This is a genomic window from Acidobacteriota bacterium, from assembly GCA_018001935.1.
Taxonomy (GTDB): domain Bacteria; phylum Acidobacteriota; class JAAYUB01; order JAAYUB01; family JAAYUB01; genus JAGNHB01.
In genome coordinates this window covers 1-20,120 of sequence record JAGNHB010000041.1, presented here as the reverse complement: position 1 = coordinate 20,120, position 20,120 = coordinate 1, and the positions used below count along the sequence as shown (strand labels likewise).

Sequence of the window (20,120 nt, the reverse complement as noted above, 5' to 3'; positions counted from 1 at the left end):
AAGGGGCTGGCCGTCCTTTGGGTCCCTTTGGGTCCCTTTGGTCGTTTTGGTCGTTTTGGTCCTTTCGTCCTTTGCCCGGTGGGGCTACCGCGCCCGGGCACACAACGCCGTGAAGCGGTGGTAGTTGTACTGGGCCTTCTCCGCGTTTTCCACGGCCCGGAGCACGCGGTCCCGCAGCCGGATGAGCGCCCGGGCGGTCCCCGTGCCTGCCGCAGCCGGCGTCTGCAGGATCTCCAGGGCGGCCACCACGAACACCCAGGACAGGAAAAGCAGGAACTTCTCCCGGCTGAACCAGTAGATGCCGTTGTACCAGTTGCACCCCAGGCAGGCCTGGACGTCCGCCCGGTTCAGGATCGCCCCCAGGGTCGCGTCGTCCAGCCCGTCGAGGTCGCCGGGCCGGTGGCTGGAGGTGAGAACGGACCAGAGGGTCACGTGCTCGTCGGCGAAGTGGGGGTCGAGCCCGCAGCGGGGCAGGACCTCCCGGGCGTGGCGGCGGAAGAGCCCACGCATGGTCTCGTCGGAGGCCAGGCCCAGCAGGGGCTCGGTCACCAGGAACGCGTAGAAGAGCTTCCGCTGGAGGTCGCCGTCCAGGGCGTCCCCGGCCGCGGTCTGCCGGAACGCGGCCGCGAGCCGGCGCCAGCCGGGCGCGCGCCGGCTCCCCATCCGCGCCTGCCCGGCGTCGAGGCGGGCGGCGCCCAGCACGCGGGCCGTGATCCCGGTTTGCAGGGCGTCCCAGTCGCGGTCCCCGGGGATGGATGCCCGGGCGGCCTCGAGGAGACGGCCGAAAACGGCGGTGAAACGATCGGAGAGGGCCGTCTCGTCGCGGGCGGCCCGGGAAGCCGCGGCGGCCCGGAACCGCTCGGGAAGGTCGGAGGCGACCAGGTCGCTGAAGCGGCGCAGCACGGGCCGCACGCGTTCCTCCACCAGGGCTTCCCGGAGACTCGGGACGCCCCGCCCGCCCAGCACCCGGTGCAGGTTGGCCCACTCGGCCTCGGACGCACCCTCGGCGGCCCGAAAATCCAGGAACACCTGGTATTTGAAGGCGTCCAGGGAGACGTGCAGCCCGTCCCGCCGGATTTCCCCGGTGGGCCGGAGGTACTCCAGGCCCGTCACCGCGTCCCGGTAGACGGTCCAGGGGTCCCCCGACAGCGCGAGGCCCTCTCCCAGCGTCCGCCGGACCAGGTCCTCGGCCCCCCGGTCGCGGAAGGAAACCGACAGCCGGACCCAGCCCGCGTTGTGGGCGAAGCGGTTGTTGTAGACCACCAGGGCGCGGGCGCTGCCCCGCCCGTTGGAGTAGGCGAACACATCCTCCCGGACGTTCCCCTGGTCGTCCACCACGTCGTAGAGCCGGAAGTTCTCGACGCCCGAGAAGAGCCAGCGCCGCCGCAGGAGGGGGAAGACCTCCCGGGCGTGGCGCTCCTCGAGCCAGTGGTCGGGGGTTTCGTCCCAGTACGGCCGGGCGTACTCCATGCCGTACTTCTCGCCGAAGCCCTCCACCTGGCCGTGGCCGTACATGGGCAGGCCCGGCAGGGTGGCCAGCATGACGCAGACGCCGAAGTACTTGTCGTCCTTGCCGAACTGGGCCACCGCCGGCTCCTCGTCGGGGTTGTTCATGAAGTTGACGAAGCGCTTGAGGATCTCGGGGTCGAACTCCAGGATGTTGCGGAGCACGGTGCGGTAGTTGGCGTTGTCCTCCCGCTTGAGCATGTTCATGAAGGCGCTGTTGTAGACCCGGTGCATCCCCAGGGTGCGGACGAAGTAACCCTCCATGAGCCAGAAGGCCTCGGCCAGCAGAAGCGTGTCGGGGGCCTCCGCGGCGCAGCGGTCCACCACCTCCCGCCAGAACTCCTGCGGGATGGCCTCGTTGAAGGCCTCCTTCGTGAGCCCCCGCTCGGCCCGCGACGGGATGTCGCCGCCGGCGCCCGGCTCGGGGAACCACAGTCGCTGGTAGTGCCGCTTGGCCAGGGTCATGGCGGCGTCAAAGCGGATGATGGAGGAGTAGCGGGCGACCCGGAGCACCTCCCCGATCACCGCCTCACGGACGTCCGCCCGAAGGTAGTTGAGCTGGGCGGTGTCGTTCCAAGGCATGTGGGTGCCGTCGTTCCCGTGGTAGATGTAGCGCGTGTCCCCCGTCCGGTGATCGACGCGCTTGAACACCACCGCGGCGTCGGACCGGTTCCAGTACCCGTCCTCGATGTACAGGCCGACGTTCGGGTCGCGGGAGAGGTCCGGGCCGTTGAAGGTGTAGCAGGGGTACGGGGGGTGATCCACCTGGATGAACCACTCCGGGTGTTCCAGGACCCAGCGGGAGAAGAGGCCCGTGTGGTTCGGGACCATGTCCACGGCCACGCGGACGCCCCGTTGCCAGGCTCGGTCTTTCAGCGCCCAGTAGGCGTCGTCGCCCCCGAGGTCGCCGGCGATGCGGTACTCGAAGAGCGAGTAGGCGGAGCAGAGGGCCTCGGGGTTGCCCATGCGCCGCTTGATGTCCCCCGACGCCACGCTCCGCTCCCAGACGCCGATCAGCCACAGGGCCGTGAAGCCGCGGCGGGCCAGGGCGTCCAGTTCCTCGTCGGGGACCTGGTCGAGCCGGGCGATCTCGCGGCCGTATTTCCGGGAGAGCTGCCAGAGCCAGACATGGGTGTTCTTGGCCATCATGACCACGTTGGGCATCCAGTCCAGGTCGGGGGAGTACTGCTCCGGTTCGGCGTCGGCCCCGAGCCCGCGGAGCCCGTCCAGGCCGAACTGGGTCCCCGGTTCGGGCTCGCCCCCCTTCCAGAAAGCGCGGTGCTTGTGCTCCTCCTCCAGGATGTCCAGGGCCCGCAGGAGGCGGAGGATGAGGCGGTCCAGGACGTCGCCCGGGATCCACGCCCGCCAGTGCTCCCGGATGTACCGGAGTTGGTCGCTCAGGGAGTTCGGGAAGGCGCGCAGGGGGGCCGTCAGGAAGTCGAGAAAGCTCAGCCCCGTTTCGCCGAAACCGGGGAGGCTGCGGAAGAAGGCGTCCAGGCCCTCCACCATGCCGGGGTAAGCGGTGTCCTTGCGCAGCGGGGCGTCGTCGAACAGCTCGACGTAGGGCGCGAAGGCCGGGTTGGCATTGGCCAGGGACAACAGGAGGAGCTCCTCGGTGGCCGCGGCGGCGTGAGCGTACCCCGCCGTCGCGCCCGCCAGATACGCCGCCGGGGTGGATTCCCCGCGGTGGACGGCCTGGGGAGGAAAGCGCCCCGTGAAGGCCTCCAGGCCCCCGTCCACCTCCGGTTCCCCCACGCGGCCCCGCAGGAAGGCGAGCGCCTCCCCGAACAACCCGTCCCCCACCTGCCGGCGGTAGGCGGCCGCCATAAGGTGCATCAGTTCGTCGATGAGGGCCATGGCGTTGAGGTCCGCGGCGTTGACCGCCAGGGCGGGGTTGCTCCGGGCGTCGCGGACGGCGTTCATCCGGGCGGCCATGTCCCGCGCGGCGGCCATGTCCGCCAGGAGAACGTTCCCGGTCAGCCCGTAGATGGCCGCGTCGAAGCGGTAGCGCTCCCGGCACTCCCGGGAGACGTGGAACTCGAAGAGAAGGCGTCCGCCCGGCATGTCGGAAAGGCTCGAGACCACCCGGATGTCCTGCGCGCGATAATCCCGCATCGTCACCACCCCTGAGAACGGAATGCGCCCGGGATCGGGCATGGAAGCCTCATGGTAAGGTTTCCTCGCCCCGTTTGCAAGCGCATTCTCGTTGTATCGCCGCGGAGAAGAAGGGAATTAAACCACTAATTCCACTAATGTTCACTAATTGACTGGAAAGAGCAGGGAGGCGGGAGAAAGCCTGGTGACGCTTTTCGGAGCTGTCTCGCGGGATTCGCGGTTTGTGTTCCTCGAACGGGTTTCCAGCGAAGGCGGCGGGAGGAACGTGTCACCCCCGAACCCTGCGCGTTTGAGCCATGATCGTGCCCGAAGGACCTCCCTCCCCGGGCCGCGGCATCTTCGGTCGCGACGGTGGCGGCGACCCCGACGGCAACCGCAGCCCCGCGTGCGACCGCGATTCCGATACCGACTGCGACCGCGATTCCGATACCGATACCGATACCGATGGAAATGCCTCCGGACCTACAGCCTACAGCCCAACCCGGATAAACCGGAGAGAAACCACTGATGAACACGGATGGACACGGATGGACACGGATCATCCGGACGCTCCAGAAAAATAACAGGCGGTCTTTACCTCTCGCAAAGGCGCAAAGACGCAAAGCCTCGCAAAACCGGAACCGGAAAAGGGGGATTCCTTTGCGAGGCTTTGCGTCCTGGCGTCTTTGCGAGAGACCTGATACGTCGATTCCGGAACCGGATCAGCACCAGTGGGGCATTTTAGCCCCGGGGCATGCCGGACAACGCTGCCGGGATTCCCTCCTCCGTCCCCGCATCGGGTTTCCCCGCTCTGAAAGCGGTGGGAGCCCACCGATGATCTCAAATCTTGCTCATTTTGCCAAAGATCTTACTTCGTAGGGACTACAGCGACTTCTTCGGGGCAAGGAGAATGTCGGCCACCAGAAGACCCGTGGCGAGGGTGACCGCCATCATGGCCACCTGGAAGGCACCGTCCAGGCCTGTCATGACGTTTTGGTCCATCATGAGGAGCATACTCCGCAGGCCCATGCTGCCGGGGACCAGGAGCATGAGCCCGGGGACCAGGGTGACGGTGGCGGGCCGCCGCTTCAGGCGGGAGTAGGCGCTGGACAGCAATCCCAGCACCAGGGCCGCCAGCCAGGTACTCACGTCCGCACCCAGCGGGTCCGCCCCGAAGCGGGTGGTGGCGTAGGCCACGGACCCGATTCCCAGGATCCAGTGGAGGTCGCGGGGAGGGGCCCGGAAAATGATCCCCAGGCACAGCAGCCCAGCTGCCATGGCCAGGGCCTCGGCCCACGGAAGAGGGATCGATTCTCCGGCCCCCCGGGAGACAAGGCTCAGCATCACCGCCACCTTCCCTCCCAGCAGGACCCCGAGACCGATGATCATGAACGTGGTGAACGCCCCCATCAGCCGGCCGGTCCCCGACATCAGGTGACGGCTGTTCAGTTCCGACATGGCGATGGTGAAGGAGAACCCGGGCACCAGGAAGATGAGCCCGCCCACGATGGTCACGGACGTGGAGAGGGAACCGATCCACCACGCGGCCGCCACGGCCAGGACCGACGCCAGGAAGGCTGCCGCCGGCTCGAAAACCCGGTAGATCGCCCGGCGGCGGGTGAAAAAGATCGACATCAGTCCCACCAGCAGTCCGATCACCCCCGAGACGGCGATCTCCCGCCAGCCACCGCCGAGGAACCGGGCGGTGGCCGCCGAGGTCACGCCGGTGCAGAAGGTCGTCAGGACGGGACCGTACGGGGGACGCGCGGTCTCCACCGCCTCGACGAGCCGCGCCCCCGTATCGAGATCGAGTTTCCCCGACGAGACCCGGTCGGCCACCTCGTCGAGCTGGACCAGCTTCTGGAGATTGATGTCCCCCGGCTCCACCCGCACCAGGACCACGTTCTGCCGCCCGAACGGCCCGAAGGACGCCATGAACGCCGTGGGCAGCGAGAGGTAGTTGCCCTCCTGCCCCAGGCGCGAGGCGATCCCTCCGATCACCTCCTCCAGACGGGTGGCAGGTGAGCCGGATCGGTGGAGGGCCCGTGCCAGGCGCGCGGCGAAGGCGACGACTTTCTCTTCCTCGGGACGCGACTCCGCGGGGACCGCCAAGGTCTGGATGGATTCCGTGTCGATGTCCAAGTCTCCCCCGGTTAAACGAAAACCCGGCAGGCGCCGGGTTTTCGCGGATTTCACGTTTTGGTGCGGATCACCCGTTCCGGCGGGCGAATTCCTTCATGAAGTCGGCCAGCACCTGGCAGGACGCTTCCGGCAGGGCGTTGTAGGTGGAGGCCCGGATGCCGCCGACGCTCCGGTGGCCCTTGAGCCCCTTGCAGTCGGCCGCGCCGGCTTCCTTGACGAACTTCTCCTCCAGTTCCTCGGAGGGGAGGCGGAAGGTGATGTTCATGAGGGAGCGGGCCTCGGGCGCCACCGTGCCCCGGTAGAAGCCGCCGGAGTTGTCGATGGCGTCGTAGATCAGCTTCGCCTTGCGGACGTTGACCTCTTCGACCGCCTTCAGACCGCCGTTCTTTTTCAGCCACTTCATGACGAGCCCCACCACGAAAACGTTGACGCAGGGCGGGGTGTTGAAGAGGGAGTCGTTCTTCCAGTGGGTCTGGTAGCTCAGCATGGTGGGCAGGCCCGGCTTGATCTTCTCCAGCATGTCCTCCCGGAGGATGACCACCGTCACGCCGGCGGGGCCCACGTTCTTCTGCGCCCCGGCGTAGATCAGGGCGAACTTCGTGATGTCGAAGGGGCGGGACATGAAGTCCGAGGACATGTCCGAGAAGAGGGGCACGTTCGCGGGCGGGGCGGGGTACTCGTGGAACTCGGTGCCGTAGATGGTGTTGTTGGTGGTGAAGTGGAGGTAGGCGGCGTCCGGGTTGAACGCGAGGTTCTTCACGTCGGGGATGTAGGAGAACTTCTTGTCCTCCGAGGAGGCCACCACGTTGACCTTCCCGAAGAGTTTGGCCTCCTTGATGGCTTTCGTGGCCCACTCGCCGGTGTTGATGTAGTCGGCGGCGCCGTCCGCGGGCAGGAAGTTCATGGCGGTCATGGAGAACTGCAGGCTGGCCCCGCCGCCGATGAACAGCGCCTTGTAGTTGGCGGGCGCGCCGAGCAGCTCCAGCATGTCGGCGGCGGCTTCCTTGATCACCTGGTCGTATTCCTTGGACCGGTGGGACATCTCCATGATGGACATCCCCGTGCCCTTGAATTCCAGCACGCCCTGGGAAGCTTCCTGGACCACCTCGAACGGGAGGGTCCCCGGACCGGCGTTGAAGTTGTGAACTCGTTTCGTCATGACGCGCTCTCCTTGCAGTTGATTTCAAAAACCGAGAAGAATTATACGACACTCCCCCGGGACTGTGCCAGAAAAAACAGGCGGTCTTTATCTCTCGCAAAGGCGCAAAGACGCCAAGCCTCGCAAAGCAGGAACCGGAAAAGTGGGATTCCTTTGCGAGGCTTTGCGTCCGGACGTCTTTGCGAGAGACCGGACACGTCGATTCCGGAACCGGATCGGCACAAAGGGGTCATTTTAGCCCCGGGGCATGCCGGACGACACTGCAGGGATTCCCTCCTTCGTCCCCGCACCGGGTTTCCCCGCTCTGAAAGCGGTGGGAGCCCACCGATGATCTCAAATCTTGCTCATTTTGCCTAAGATCTTACTTCGTAGGGACTACAGCCCAACCCGGATTAACCGGAAGCAAACCACGGAGAACACGGATGAACACGGATAGTCGGAAGACTGAACCACGAAATACACGGAAGACACGAACGGGGTCCCGGGGCGAAGGCATGGTGCTCCCGACGGCCCCGATTCCGGCCTGAACCCCTTCAGCCTAAACCGCTAACAGCCTTATTAAACCACGAACTCCACGTACAAGGACCGTTTCCGGGAGGGAAATCCGGGTCAGCGTGACAAGGGGTTGACTGAAAAGTGCCTGGACGTCCGAAGCGAAAACCGAGTGACCCCTGCCGGTTTGTGCAGCCGTTCATCCTGCGGGTCGTTTTGTCGTGAGCCCGGACGGCCTTTTCGGGTGCCGCTCTTCGTTCCGGGATGGTCAGCCCGGGACGGACCCGCCTTCCCCGCACCCTTTCAGGGTGCGTTTCCTTCCCCCCCGCCGCGTTCCGGGGGCGGCGACGCGGGCGACCGGAACGAGCGGCATGTTGCCCGTTCGCGGCCGGCGCCCGCGTCTGGCTCCCGGCCGACGTCTCGAGTGATCGATCCCATTATCTTGCGCGATTTGGCAACGAGTTTATTTTCAGGGTACTACAGCCTATAGCCTAATCCCACGCCCCCCCGGGCCCTCACGCCACGGGCTCGTCGGGCCCCTCCCCGGGCGCCGGGAGCGACAGCACCCGGGACGCCTCCGCGTCGGTCAGGGCCTCCACACCCCGAAGCTTGTCCCCCATGATCCGGGTGTCGCTCCGGGCCGCGTCCAGCGCGGTGTCGGCTTCCCGGATCTTCTTCTGCACCTTTTCGAAGGTCTCGCCGAAGGACTCGAACTTTTTCTTCACGGCGGCGAGGAGTTTCCACACCTCGCTGCTCCGCTTCTGGATGGCCAGCGTGCGGAAGCCCATCTGCAGGCTGTTCAGCAGCGCGGCCAGGGTCGTGGGCCCGGCCACCGACACGCGGAAGTCCCGCTGCAGGGTCTCGGCCAGCCCGGAGCGGCGCAGGACCTCGGCGTAGAGCCCCTCGATGGGCAGGTAGAGGATGGCAAAATCGGTGGTGTGAGGCGGCTCGACGTACTTGTCCCGGATCGCGCGCGCCTCCTGCCGGATGCGAAGCTCCAGCGCCTTGCCGGCCTCCTCCACCCCGCGGGCGTCCCCCTTCTCGGAGGCGTCCACCAGGCGCTCGTAGTCTTCCCGGGGGAACTTCGCGTCGATGGGGAGCAGGACCGGGGCATCCCCCTCTTCCTTCCCCGGCAGCCGGATGGCGAACTCGACCCGCTCCGCGGAGCGGGGTTTGGGCTGGGCCTGGGCCGTGTATTGCTCGGGGGCCAGGATCTGCTCCAGGAGGTTGCCGAGCTGGATCTCCCCCCAGGTGCCGCGGGTCTTGACGTTGGCCAGGACTTTCTTGAGGTCCCCCACGCCCGACGCCAGGCTCTGCATCTCCCCCAGACCCTTGTGGACCTGTTCCAGGCGCTCGCTGACCTGCCGGAACGACTCGCCCAGCCGCTTCTCCAGGGTCGCGTGCAGCTTTTCGTCCACGGTCTTCCGCATCTCCTCCAGCTTCGCGCCGCTCTCCTGGCGCACCCGGTCCAGTTGCTCCGCAACCGTCTGCCGGACCTTCTCCATCTGGTCCGACACGGCCTGCCGCACCGCCTCCAGTTTCGCGTCGAGGGCCGCACGGAGTTCCTCCATCTTCCGCTCGCTGACCTGGCTCAGTTCGCCCAGCCGTGCGGCGTTGGAGGCCGCCATCTCGCCCAGTTTCGTCTCGTTCGACCGGATCAGCTCGCCGACCTGGTTGCGGAGACCGGTCAGCTGTTCCCCCAGCTGGGTCCCCAGGGCCGTGAACTGGCCCTGCAGCGTCCGGCCCAGTTCCAGCACGGTGGTGGAGACCTCGTGGCGGAGGCCCTTGGCATCCTCCCCCGACTCCCGGCGGCTCGCGGCGAACTCGGACCGCACCTGGGCGAGGAGGCGGTCCGTCTCCTCCCGGAGGGCGGCGGGCGTGACCTCGCCGGCCGTCGGTTTCCGCCGCAGGGCGACGGCCGTCAAAGCGCACAGCACGATCAGCAGGATGAGGATCAGGAGGTCCTGGAACGGCATGGTATCCCCTTCTTCCTTGTCCCCCGCGGCGGGGTGTTGCCGCGGGCCGGCGCCCGCCCCCGGTCCCGGGCCCTCAGAAAAGCGTTTTCTGAAGCTTCATCCGGCAGCGCTGGGCGTTCTTCTCGCTCTTGAGCTCCCGCCAGATTTCCAGGGCGGCCGCATAGTCCCCCATGGCCTCGCAGGCCTTGGCCACCCGGGTTCGGCACGACTTCTTGGTTTCCCCCTCCAGCATTTCCCGGGCTTTGGCATACTCCCCGGCCTTGAAGTAGTTCTCCCCCGCCGTCTGGTTCATCTTCAACTGCTCCTGGATCCTCGCGGCGGCCCCGAAATCCCCGCCTTTCTCGAACCAGTCCATCGCTTTCATGGGGTTCCCCCGGGACTGTTCCAGCGCTCCGAGCCCCCGGAAGTCGGAACAGACGTAGAAAAAGTCCTCCATGGCCCAGTCCGCCCCCTGTTCCCGGCAGAACGCCAGGGCTTCGCCGTGCCGCTCGGACCCTCCGAACAAGGCAAAGGTCTCCCACTGCAGGGGGATTCTCCCCACGACGTCGTTGAGCCTCCTCCACTCCTTCAGGAACTGGAGGCGGAGCGCCAGGGGCTCGAGCTGCTGTTCCTTCACGAGCGAGGGGATCTCCTCCTGAAGTTTTTTCCGGGTTTCCCTCGAGCCGAGACCGTACCCCGTGATTCGTACCCGGTTCATGTAAGCGGCCGCGACGCCGTACTCCCCGACCCGCTCCAGGGCCGGCAGGATCTTCTGCCAGTGATAGCCGAAATCGTCGGACATCGAGAGTTCACGGTACCAGCGACGGCGTTGCACGGGGTCGGGGTGTTCGCCGAAGTACCGGTTCATCAGGACGATGGTTTCCTCGATGAACGCGTCGTTGAGGATCAGAGAGCGCCACGGGTCCGTCCCGTGGTCGAGGCCGAGGAAGAAGCGCCCACCCACCCGGATCCGGTTTTCCCTCTGGGCGAACTTGGCCACCTCGGCCATCGCGTGACTGCTCCGGAGACGGCCCCAGCAGTCCAAGGCCGCCGCGTCGTTCCCGTCCAGGGTCCGGCAGCAGCCCTCGTTGAGGGGATCGCCGCACGCCGCGAAAAAGCGGGCGGCCTTGCCGAACTCCCGCCGGGACAACAGCCCCCCCCCGATCGCGCGCAGCGGTTTGGCCTTGTCGGAGCTCAGGGCCTCGATGCTCTTCACGAGTTCCTTCGCGGCCTCGCTATCGGACTCCGGGCAGGCCAGGAACGCCTCCACGGCCATTGAGAAATCCCCCTTCCGGGCCCAGGCCTGTCCGGCGCTCCGAGGATCCCCGCCCCTCCCGAACAGGAGGGCGGCCTCCGCGTACTCCTTCATCGCCAGGCGGCAGCGGGCCTCCCCGAGGACGTCCTTCGCCGCCTGGAACCGGATGAGCGCCGGTCGGAATTTCCGTCTTCCCATGAGGGTCTCCGCCTCTTCCCGGAGGCGGGAGGGGTCGGAATCGGCCTGGAGGAGCTTGAGGGCCTGGTCGAGCATGCCCTCCCGCTCGTAAAGTTCCAGGAGTTTTTCCTTGCACTTCCGCTGCCGGTAGAACTTCAGGAGCCGGTCCGTGCAACGGCCCTTCTTCCAGCAACGCTCCGCCCGGGCAAAGTCCCCCAGCCTCTCGTAGAGTTCCCCCGCCCGATCCAGTTCCCCGCCGCGGGTCCAGGCCGCAGCGGCCTTCTTCGGCAACCCGGCGGCCTCGTAGCACGGCGCCGCCCGTCGGGGGTCCGCACACTGCTTCTCGTACAGCACCGCCGCCCGGGCGTGCTCCCGGGCCCGGAGGAAGCTGTCGGCCGCCTCCCGGTACTCCCGCCGGTCCAGGTGGATCCCCGCCAGCCCGAGGTGGTTGCCGTCCCGGCGGTAGACCTCCATCCGGCACGCCTGGATGTTCGACGAATCCCCGATGGCCTCCCACAGGGGCAGCGCCTTCGCGAACTCGCCGGCCCGCTGGTAAAGCGCCGCCGCCCGGGAGGTCTCGCCCACGGCCTCGAAGCAGCCCGCGGCCTCCGCCCAGCGGCCCTCCTTCTCGAAGCACAGGGCGGAGGCCCCGGCGAGGGCGCGCTCGTCGCCGCCGTTGCGGAAGCACTCCATGGCCGCCCGGTAGTGCTCCCGCTCGAGGAAGTACCGCCCCTGCGCCACCCACTCCTCCGGGCTCGACAGGGTGTTCCAGAGCTTCTCCACGTACACCGCGTCGCCCGTCTCGAAGACCCGCTCGGCGAGGTCGGGGTGGGCCCACACGGCGGAGGGCTCGGGGCCGTCGTAGACGATGAGGTCGGCCCGGGCCCGGGTGACGGCGACGTAGAGCAGGTTGATCTCGTGCCGGACCCAGGCGTCGTGGGCCGGGCGGTCCGCCAGGCCGAGGATGGTCGCCCAGACGTCCCGGGCGGCGGGGGCGGCGGCGAACTTCCACAGCACCACGGTGTCGAACTCGAGCCCCTTGGCCTCGGTGATGGTGAACACCAGCTCCGTCCCCAGTTCCCGGGACAGCCGCGTCCGCTCCTCTTCCGTGCGCACCAGGAGGGTCCGTTTCGCGCCGGCGGCCCGGACCAGCGGCAGGAAGTCGGCCTCGGGGAGCCCCCGGACCACCGCCGGGGGGCGGCCCTTGTACTTCCACGCCTCCCGCGTCAGCTCGGACGAGGTCCCCAGGAGACTCTCCTGGAGGGCCAGGAGGGCGTTGCCCAGCTCCACCACGCTCCCCGAGCTCCGGAAGTTGAGGCTGAGGGACCGGAGGGGGGGCACGGGGAGGTTGCGTTCGTGGAAGTGCCGCTTGAGATCCTCCCAGCGGAACCCGCTGGGGTTGACGATCTGGCGGGCGTCCCCCGCGAAGAGGAGCTTGAGCGGGTCCCGCACCAGGCCGAAGAGAAGCCCCTGCTGAACGTCCGTCAGGTCCTGGACCTCGTCGCAGACCACGGCGTCCCAGCGATGGCCGTCCATCGCCGTGGCGAAAATGCAGGCTTCTCGGGCCAGGTCGGCCTCGTCCCACCAGCCGTTCTCCGCCAGCTTCGCCTGGTACCACTCGAACACGGCGTAGACGCTCTTCCGGCTGGCGGGGAAGTTGGGGGCCTTCTTCCGGCCCAGCAGTTCGTACTCGACGAAGGAGAGATGCCGTTTCCGGGTGAGTTCCCGCTGGCGGTGGATCAGGTCCAGGGCCGCCTCCAGGACCGGGATCACCCGCTCGGGCCGCGCCGCCGCGTGCCGGGCCAGGTTTCGCGCGAAAGCTTCCAGGTCCGTGTCCAGGTGCTTCCGGACGGCTTTTTCCAGGGGGCGGCCCGACTCCATGCAGGCAAAGGCCAGGAACTGGTCCTGCAGCGATCGGAGCCCGGAAGCGTCCAGGCGCTTCTCCCGGAGGTCCCGCAGCCCCCGGGAGAGAGTCTCCGGGTTGACCGGCGGCAGCGCCCCCTTGAGGATGGACCGGATCTCCTCCCAGACGAGAACCACGTCCAGGCGGGGGGCGAGGGGGTGCGCCGCCGCCAGCTTCCCGAAGCGGTGAAGGTCCACCTCCGTTTGCGGGGCGAAGGTTTTCCCACGGGCGGCGGCGATCTCCAGGCACAGGTCCCGGAAGGTCCGGAAGTCCGGGCTCACGGGTGAAACCTCGTCGTCACGCCCGTTGAGCAGGGCGTAGTAAAGCTGCTCGGCGTAGTTCCGGAGGTGCCGGTTGTAGGTGACGAAAAGGCGCCTCGACGCCCGCAACCCGCTCCGCAGCAGGCCGTAGACGCAGAGGGTGGTCTTCCCGCTGCCCGCCGTCCCGGCGATGAGCAGGGGAAGGGGGCTCTCCAGGATCATTTCCTGCTCGGGCGTCAGGTGGAGGAACAGCTCGAACGCGTCGGCCGCGTAACGCCGGATCCGGTCCCACTCGGGCTCGGCCACGGGGTGCCACCGCTGGCTGGCCGCGTCGTCGTCCACGCGCTCGGCGATGGCTTCCTGGGTGAACACCGAGGCGTCCATCCGTTCCAGCTCGGGGCTGTCCACTTTCACTTCCGAGAGGGGGCGGAAGCCAAGGAAGGGGACGTCGCCGGGGAGGGCGGAGCGGCTCTTCCGGTCGACCTTGTCGTGGCTGGCGACGCCCCAGACGTAGGCCACCGCGTGGACGGCGCCGTCCCGGCCGGTTTCGCGCCCGAGGGAGAAGAGGATGCGGTTCCCGGCGTCCAGGCGGCCCTCGAAGACGCAGCGGGGGGAGGCGCCCTTGAGCTTCTTCACCCGGAGCCCGCCGTCCCAGATGCCGTTCTCCAGGAACTCCAGCTTCTCCCGGACCCGCTGGCGGTAGTCCCGGGGCTGGCGAAGGAGGTGCTTCTTGAAAACGTCGTTGATGAGGACCTTGAACACCGTGTCACCGTGGTCGTCGTGAAGTCTGCCGTCCCCGCCCGAAGGCCGCCGGCCCCCCGGGCCATGGATCAAACAAAGGCCTTGCAGGCCCTTTCCCGCTCGATCTTCGGGGTTTTTCGCGTCCGTCCCGCCGGCCTGGCCGCCGCGCACCGGGTTTTCTCATGATAACCGTTTCCCCGCCGTCCTGCAACCGTTTGACGCTCCCCGGGGGGCGCGACGGCGCCCCGGGCGAACCGGGGCCCGGGCTTACCGGCCCCGGCCGCAGTCCCCCCCGGCCGGACCGGTGAAAACCCGCAGTCGATCGGTGAATCATGGTACTTTCCGGCAACGGCCGCCCGCGGTACAATGACCAAAGAGAGACAGGACCGGGCTGCATTGCACGCCGGGCTCGTGGCGCGCCCCCCGGCCCCCTGACGGCCATGCTGAAGGAGGAGGAGATGATGCGAATCACGGCGATCGGCTTGGGAATTCTGCTGCTGGCCGGGCTCCCGGCGATGGCGGGCGACGGGCCGGCATCGGACGGGTCGGCCCCCGCCGCCACGCCCTGGCTGCACACCTCGGGCAACCGCATCCTGAAGTCCGACGGTTCCCTGTTCCGCGGACGGGGGGCCAATCTGAACGACACCCGCGGTTGCAATGCCTGCACCTGGTTCGCCCCGAACGTCGACGAGGTCAAGCGACGCATCGACCTGCTGGTGGACGTCTGGAAGGCCGACTTCATCCGCCTCGACCTGGAGAGCTACGCCACCGCCGACGGACGGGTGCACTGGCAGTCCCCCCTCTACGACGACGACTACGTGGCCGACATCCGCCAGATCACGGACTACATCGGGACGAAGCCGGGCGTCTACGTCATGGTGGCCCTGTGGATCGACCCGTCCATCGATGACAACGGCTGGCCCACCGCCACCACGAACCAGGTGTGGGCCAAGCTGGCGGACCAGTTCCTGAACCAGCCCCACGTGATGTTCGGGATCGTCAACGAGCCCGAGATGAACTACGACGGCGCCTGGGACGCCCAGGTCTGGCAGGCCATGAACAGCGCCGTGCAGGCCATCCGTGACCGCCAGGACCTCGCCGGGGCGCCCTACAACCTCATCACGGTCCAGGGCACCGGCGGGTGGGCGCGTTTCCTGAACTACTACACCACCCACCCCATCACCGCCGGCGGCGGGGTCAACGTGGCGTACGAAGTGCACGTGTACGACCCCGCGTCGGAATTCGCCGCCCGTTTCGAGAACCCGAGCCGCACCATCCCCGTGATCGTGGGCGAATTCGGGCCCTCCAACATGACCGAGGCCGAATGCGAGGAACTCATGCGGCGCGCCGAGGTGGCGGAGGTACCCTACCTGGCGTGGGTCTTCCACATGCGTTGCCCCCCCAACCTGCTGGTGGACAATTCGGGCGGCGGCTGCGGGGTCGGCATGACCCTGACGCCCACCTCCTGGGGGACCCTGCTGAAAAACCGCCTGGCCGTCGCCTGGAAGTCGGCCCCCACCGACTTCAACGATGACGGGAAAACCGACGTCCTCTGGCGCAACCTCTCGACCGGGGACACGGCCATCTGGTACCTCAACGGCGTGACGATGAGCAGTTCCGCCTTCGTGGCGAACGTGGCCACGGGCTGGACGATCGCCGGGACGGCGGACTTCAACGGCGACGGGAAGGCGGACATCTTCTGGCGCAACGCCGCCACCGGCGACAACGCCATCTGGTACCTGAGCGGCGCCTCCGTGACCGGCTCGGCGCCCTTCCCGTACGTCGCCGCCGGCTGGACGGTGGCGGGTTTCGCGGATTTCAACAACGACGGGAAACCCGATCTCCTCTGGCGCAACCCGACGTCCGGGGTCAACACCGTCTGGTACCTCGACGGCGCGTCGGTGACCGGGGACGCCGCTTTCCCGGCGGTCGCCGCCGGGTGGACCGTGGCCGGCCTCGCCGACCTCAACGGCGACCGGAAAACGGACGTTCTCTGGCGCAACGGCTCCAGCGGCGTGAATTCCGTCTGGTACCTGGACGGCGTGGGTTACACCGGCGCCGCCGCGTTCCCCACGGTCAGCACCGACTGGGACGTCGCGGCCCTCGCCGACTTCAACGCCGACGGGAAGACGGACGTCCTCTGGCGCAACCTCGTGAGCGGGAACGGCGCCCTGTCGGTCTGGTACCTGAGCGGCATCGCCGTCTCGGGCTCCGCCCGGCTCACGCCGAACGCCGTCCCCGACCCGAACTGGACCGTTGCCAACTGAGCCCATGTCACAAGTCAGAGCCGCGCGCGTCAGCAAGCGGTCAATCACCCTCAGTCAGAACCGCGCGCGTCAGCAAGCGGTCAATCACCTCCAGTCAGAACCGCGCGCGTCAGCAAGCGGTCAATCACCCTCAGTCAGAACCGCGCGCGTCAGCAAGCGGTCAAACTTGATGCGTTCGCAAAAAGTCCTTTTCTCTCACAGAGGCACGGAGGCACAGAGAAATACAAATCGTATTTAATAGAATCAACAATCCTTACGATTCTTCTCCGTGCCTCCGTGCCTCTGTGAGATCAAAATCCGGACTTTTCACAAGGTCGTCAAGCTCCCTCCCACCGCGCCCTCACGGTCCAGGCAAGGCGTCTTCCTTACCGTCCTTAATGTCCCTTTGGTCCTTCTGCTCCCGGGGTCCCTGCCGGCGGAAAGCCGACACCCCGGGGAGGGAGGCTCGACGAAGTGCCCCGGGAGAAGGCCCCTACACCGGAGCCTGCTCCGCCTCCATCTCCTCCCAGGCGCGGAAGGCGCGGCGGAGGTGGGGGATCACGATGGAGCCGCCCACCACGAGGCCGACGTTCATGACCTCCTCCATCTCGGCGGCGGTTACCCCTTCCTCCCGGCACCGGATCAGGTGGTAGAGGATGCAGTCGTCGCACCGGAGCACCAGGGAGGCGGCGAGCCCCAGCATCTCCTTGGTCTTGCGGTCCAGCGCGCCCGCCTCGTAAGTCTGGGTGTCGATGGCGAAGAAGCGCTTGATGTTCTTGCCGCCCTTCCGCAGGACGATCTCGTTGAGGGCTTCCCGCTCTTTCCGGAATTCGTCGATGCTTTTGGCTGCCATGGTTGGTCCTCCTTGCAGGCACGAGGGCAATGGGGTACTGAAAGCGTTCCGGGGGCGTAACCGGAGCATACCCGGAAAAAACACCCCGCGGGCCGCCGGGCGAACGGCCCGGTTGAAACCCGGGCCATCTGGCCGGCAACACGCGGGGACCTGATCAGCTTTTACGAACAGACGACGTTGCGCTTCCCAGCGTCCTCCGCGGCTTGGTGGATTCGGCCTTCCGGCGAACTCCCCGCCGCCGCCGCGGCGCCCGGAAACGCCGGGCTCAGACGCCCGCGCCGCCGCCGTCGAGGGTGGTCTTCTCGTTCTCGCGGAACCAGGCCGCCGGATCGGTGAGGAAGTACTTCATCTCGGAGAGCGCCTTCCAGTGGGCTTCCTCCTCCTCCACCATCCGCTTGACGAAGGCCCGTTCCACGGGGTCCGTAGCCCGGTTGAGGTTCTCCATGTAGAAGACCACGGCCCGGTGCTCGAAGTCGATGCCGACGTCCAGGGCCTCCAGGTCGCTCGCCTCGGCCTTGATGTTGGTCCCCTGGCTGACGGCCAGGCCCTTCATCATCTCCAGGAGGTCCGGGTGGTCCACGGCGTGGGTCTTCCAGTCCGCCGCCCACTGGTGGGTGCCGCGAAGGGCGTCGTAGTGCATCTGGATCCGTTTGGCGTGGACCTCCTCGTCCTTCTTCAGCATGGTGAAGATCCGCCGGCCCACCTCGTTGTGGCAGGTCTGCAGGGTCTTCTCGTAGAACTCGAGCCCTTTCCGCTCCATGTCCAGGGCCGTCGCCAGCATTTTTTCGGCGCGGTCGCAGCCGCAGCAATGACTCATGATAGCCTCCTCATTGATGATTGCCAGCCGGTTTCTTGTTCAGGCTGGTAAGGTTGAATTGAATACCCATCGCTCCTCCTTCCACCGACCGGCCGGCTCACCCCAATCGGCGGACGGCGTCCAGCGCCGCCTCGTAGTCGGGCTCGTGGGTGATCTCGTCGAGGACCTGGACGTACCGGACGACCCCCTCCCGGTCCAGGACCAGGACGGCCCGGGACAGCAGGCGAAGCTCCCGGATCAACAGCCCGCATGCCCGGCCGAAGGCGGCGTCCCGGTGGTCGGAGAGGGTGACCACCCGATCCACGCCCGCGGCGCCGCACCAGCGCTTCTGGGCGAAGGGCAGGTCCATGCTGAGGGTGACGACCACCACGTCCGGGGAGAAGCCGGTGGCCGCCTGGTTGAACTTGCGGGTCTGGGCGTCGCAGACCGGCGTGTCCAGCGAGGGCACCACGGAGATCACCACCACCTTCCCGCGGAAGGACGCGATGTCGACGGGCGCCAGGCCGTTGTCCAGGGCCGTGAAGCCCGGGAGCGGCGCCCCCACCGAAGGCGGAGTGCCCTCGAGGGTCAGTGGGTTTCCGAGAAAGGTCACTTTTCGCTCTTCCATTGTCCGTCGTCTCCTTGAGGGGGGGTACCGGCCCTGGCCCGCGCCGGGAAGGCGGGGCCGGAGCCGGTTCAGTTTTCCTTGTTCACGTACTGGTCGTACTCCAGCTCGAAGCGCAGCTTGTGCTTCGCCTCCTCCTGGGCCAGGGAGCCCAGGAGAGCCTTCATGGCCGGGTCCGGCGTGAGGGCGGCCACGTCGGTGTAGAGCTTGAAGGCCAGCTTCTCCATCTTCATGGCCAGGATCAGCGCCTCCTGGTACTCCATGTCGGGCGTGGGCTCCACGTCGGCCAGGTAGTCGCCGATCCGGAGGTCGGTAACCTTCCCCGCAGCCCCGTCCGGGAAAGCGGGCCGCGCACCGGACAGGACCGTCTCCAGCCGGGCCTTGTGGCCGAGTTCCTCCCGGGCGAACTCCTCGAAGGCGTCCCGCATCCACGGCCGGGAGACCTTCGCGGCCAGCGATTGGTAGAAGGCCGCCGAGGACTCTTCCTTGCTGATGGCGAACCGCAGGATCTCGTCGATGTTCTGAAAAAACATGGGGCGTGTCCTCCTGGTAAGGTGTCGCGGCCGCGGGCCGGCCGTCAGTCCATGGGCCAGAACCGGTTGTCGTTCCAGACGCTCTCCGTCAGCTCGCGGTCGAGCCGCGACAGGAGGTTCAGGTGCGTCTTCTCCCAATCGGAGAGCCACTGGTACATCCGGCGCTCGGCCGCGTCGTCGGAAGCCGCGGCGCGGTCCCCGTAGAACTTCACCGCCCGGTCCTCCATGGCCAGGGCGGCCGAGATGGCAGCCGCCTCGTACCCGGCGGCGGCGACCTCCTTCCGGACGGCCTCCGTCAGGATCTCCACGGCGAAGTCCCCCGCCGCCCCCGGCGTCGCGTCGGCGTCGAAACTGCCCGTGTTTTCGAGCTTGCGGTACTGGGCGGAGAGGAAGTCCACGTGACCGTCCTCCTCCGCCCCCATCATCTCGAACACCTTCCGGAGGGAGTCGGACCGAGTGGTCTTCGCCGCGTGCTCGTAAAAGGCTTTTCCCTTCCTTTCAAAGAGGATGGCGCTCTTCAGAATGTTCAAGGCTTCCGTCTTGTCCATGAGGACCTCCTGGATGGATTTGACCAACTATAGCACAGCCTTCCGCCACCGGGGAACAATTATCCGGGGGGGGAAGCTCCGAGCGGCCCGCAGGACTCTTGGATGCACGTCCCGCCATCCGGGATCGGACTTTCCGCTCGTCCGGGGGCCCGATCCCCCCCAGGTCCCTCCCCCCGGCGCCCGCACAACGGAAACACGCCAAACCCGTGGAAAAAACCTTGAATTCCGAGGCGCCATGCTGGTAGCATTACAGTGTCGGATGATACGGCCGGAGTGGTAAATGGCGACGGACAACAGTCTGATTCGGATGCGATTCAACGACTACATGGCCTTCATCGACATCACCCAGGATGTCACCCAGAAACTCCTGCAAAGCTACCTGGTCGTCGAAGACGAGATCTTCTGGATCTCCCTGGCCGTCCGGGAAGGCGTGATCAACGCCATCAAGCACGGCAACGGCTTCGCCCCGGACAAGCACGTGGAGATGGAAATCGAGATCCGGGACCACCACCTGAGAATCGCCATCACCGACGAGGGCGAGGGCTTCGACCCGGCCAGCGTCCCCAACCCGCTGGAGGAGCAGAACCTTCTCAAGCCCTCCGGACGGGGCATCTTCTACATGAAGTCCTTCATGAGCCACGTGAACTTCCGGAAAGCACCCGGTGGCGGGACGACGGTGGTTCTCGAGAAGGACCTCTGCATCCAGCCCGCCCCCGCCGACGCGGGGCAACCCGCCCCCACCCCCCCCCCGGAAGCCTCCGCCGGCTGAGCCGCGACGTCCGTCACCGTCCGCCGGATCAACCCCGCCGCCGTCGTGGAAATCGGCGGGCGCTTC

The 20,120-nt window shown here is 67.2% G+C and carries 12 protein-coding genes; 2 read left to right on the top strand and 10 right to left on the bottom strand.

Annotation, left to right across the window (positions count from 1 at the left end):
- Positions 1-84: 84 nt before the first annotated feature.
- The 5 genes from KA419_14530 to KA419_14510 all read right to left on the bottom strand — a co-directional run bounded on the left by KA419_14530 (position 85) and on the right by KA419_14510 (position 13,705).
- On the bottom strand, positions 85-3,570 hold the full coding sequence (locus KA419_14530) for an alpha-amylase (GenBank protein ID MBP7867150.1): 3,486 nt from the start codon (positions 3,568-3,570) through the stop codon (positions 85-87).
- Positions 3,571-4,482: 912 nt separating this feature from the next.
- Entirely contained in the window at positions 4,483-5,742 is a 1,260-nt protein-coding gene (locus KA419_14525; protein ID MBP7867149.1) for a threonine/serine exporter family protein, read from the bottom strand.
- 67 nt (positions 5,743-5,809) lie between these two features.
- Positions 5,810-6,901 carry a 3-phosphoserine/phosphohydroxythreonine transaminase gene (gene serC, locus KA419_14520; GenBank protein ID MBP7867148.1) on the bottom strand — a complete coding sequence of 364 codons (1,092 nt, stop codon included), beginning with the start codon at positions 6,899-6,901 and terminating at the stop codon, positions 5,810-5,812.
- A 1,007-nt stretch (positions 6,902-7,908) separates the two neighbouring features.
- Positions 7,909-9,369, bottom strand: a complete 1,461-nt coding sequence (gene rmuC / locus KA419_14515; protein MBP7867147.1) for a DNA recombination protein RmuC — start codon at positions 9,367-9,369, stop codon at positions 7,909-7,911.
- Between the two features lie 73 nt (positions 9,370-9,442).
- Positions 9,443-13,705, bottom strand: a complete 4,263-nt coding sequence (locus KA419_14510; GenBank protein MBP7867146.1) for an ATP-binding domain-containing protein — start codon at positions 13,703-13,705, stop codon at positions 9,443-9,445.
- A 437-nt stretch (positions 13,706-14,142) separates the two neighbouring features.
- Between KA419_14510 and KA419_14505 the strand changes: the two genes are divergently transcribed.
- Positions 14,143-15,951, top strand: coding sequence for an FG-GAP repeat protein (locus KA419_14505; GenBank protein MBP7867145.1), 1,809 nt, complete (start codon positions 14,143-14,145; stop codon positions 15,949-15,951).
- Between the two features lie 472 nt (positions 15,952-16,423).
- On the opposite strand, the gene KA419_14500 is transcribed toward KA419_14505, so the two are convergent.
- The 5 genes from KA419_14500 to KA419_14480 all read right to left on the bottom strand — a co-directional run bounded on the left by KA419_14500 (position 16,424) and on the right by KA419_14480 (position 19,285).
- Positions 16,424-16,783 carry a carboxymuconolactone decarboxylase family protein gene (locus tag KA419_14500; protein ID MBP7867144.1) on the bottom strand — a complete coding sequence of 120 codons (360 nt, stop codon included), beginning with the start codon at positions 16,781-16,783 and terminating at the stop codon, positions 16,424-16,426.
- Positions 16,784-17,048: 265 nt separating this feature from the next.
- Positions 17,049-17,600, bottom strand: coding sequence for a ferritin family protein (locus KA419_14495; GenBank protein MBP7867143.1), 552 nt, complete (start codon positions 17,598-17,600; stop codon positions 17,049-17,051).
- 97 nt (positions 17,601-17,697) lie between these two features.
- A complete protein-coding gene (tpx, locus tag KA419_14490; protein ID MBP7867142.1) occupies positions 17,698-18,207 on the bottom strand; it encodes a thiol peroxidase in 510 nt (169 codons plus the stop codon).
- Between the two features lie 68 nt (positions 18,208-18,275).
- Entirely contained in the window at positions 18,276-18,737 is a 462-nt protein-coding gene (locus KA419_14485) for a ferritin family protein (protein MBP7867141.1), read from the bottom strand.
- Positions 18,738-18,781: 44 nt separating this feature from the next.
- Positions 18,782-19,285: a ferritin family protein gene (locus KA419_14480; protein MBP7867140.1), complete on the bottom strand. Its 504-nt coding sequence runs from the start codon at positions 19,283-19,285 to the stop codon at positions 18,782-18,784.
- Positions 19,286-19,565: 280 nt separating this feature from the next.
- On the opposite strand from KA419_14480, the gene KA419_14475 reads away from it, so the two are divergent.
- Positions 19,566-20,054, top strand: a complete 489-nt coding sequence (locus KA419_14475; protein MBP7867139.1) for an ATP-binding protein — start codon at positions 19,566-19,568, stop codon at positions 20,052-20,054.
- Positions 20,055-20,120 lie beyond the last annotated feature (66 nt).

Excerpts from the sequence above, each read along its gene's own strand:
- KA419_14530 (MBP7867150.1), bottom strand. The coding sequence starts at position 3,570 with ATGCCGGGCGGACGCCTTCTCTTCGAGTTCCACGTCTCCCGGGAGTGC.
- serC (MBP7867148.1), bottom strand. The coding sequence starts at position 6,901 with ATGACGAAACGAGTTCACAACTTCAACGCCGGTCCGGGGACCCTCCCG.
- rmuC (MBP7867147.1), bottom strand. The coding sequence starts at position 9,369 with ATGCCGTTCCAGGACCTCCTGATCCTCATCCTGCTGATCGTGCTGTGC.
- KA419_14505 (MBP7867145.1), top strand. The coding sequence starts at position 14,143 with ATGATGCGAATCACGGCGATCGGCTTGGGAATTCTGCTGCTGGCCGGG.
- KA419_14500 (MBP7867144.1), bottom strand. The coding sequence starts at position 16,783 with ATGGCAGCCAAAAGCATCGACGAATTCCGGAAAGAGCGGGAAGCCCTC.
- KA419_14495 (MBP7867143.1), bottom strand. The coding sequence starts at position 17,600 with ATGAGTCATTGCTGCGGCTGCGACCGCGCCGAAAAAATGCTGGCGACG.
- tpx (MBP7867142.1), bottom strand. The coding sequence starts at position 18,207 with ATGGAAGAGCGAAAAGTGACCTTTCTCGGAAACCCACTGACCCTCGAG.
- KA419_14485 (MBP7867141.1), bottom strand. The coding sequence starts at position 18,737 with ATGTTTTTTCAGAACATCGACGAGATCCTGCGGTTCGCCATCAGCAAG.
- KA419_14480 (MBP7867140.1), bottom strand. The coding sequence starts at position 19,285 with ATGGACAAGACGGAAGCCTTGAACATTCTGAAGAGCGCCATCCTCTTT.
- KA419_14475 (MBP7867139.1), top strand. The coding sequence starts at position 19,566 with ATGGCGACGGACAACAGTCTGATTCGGATGCGATTCAACGACTACATG.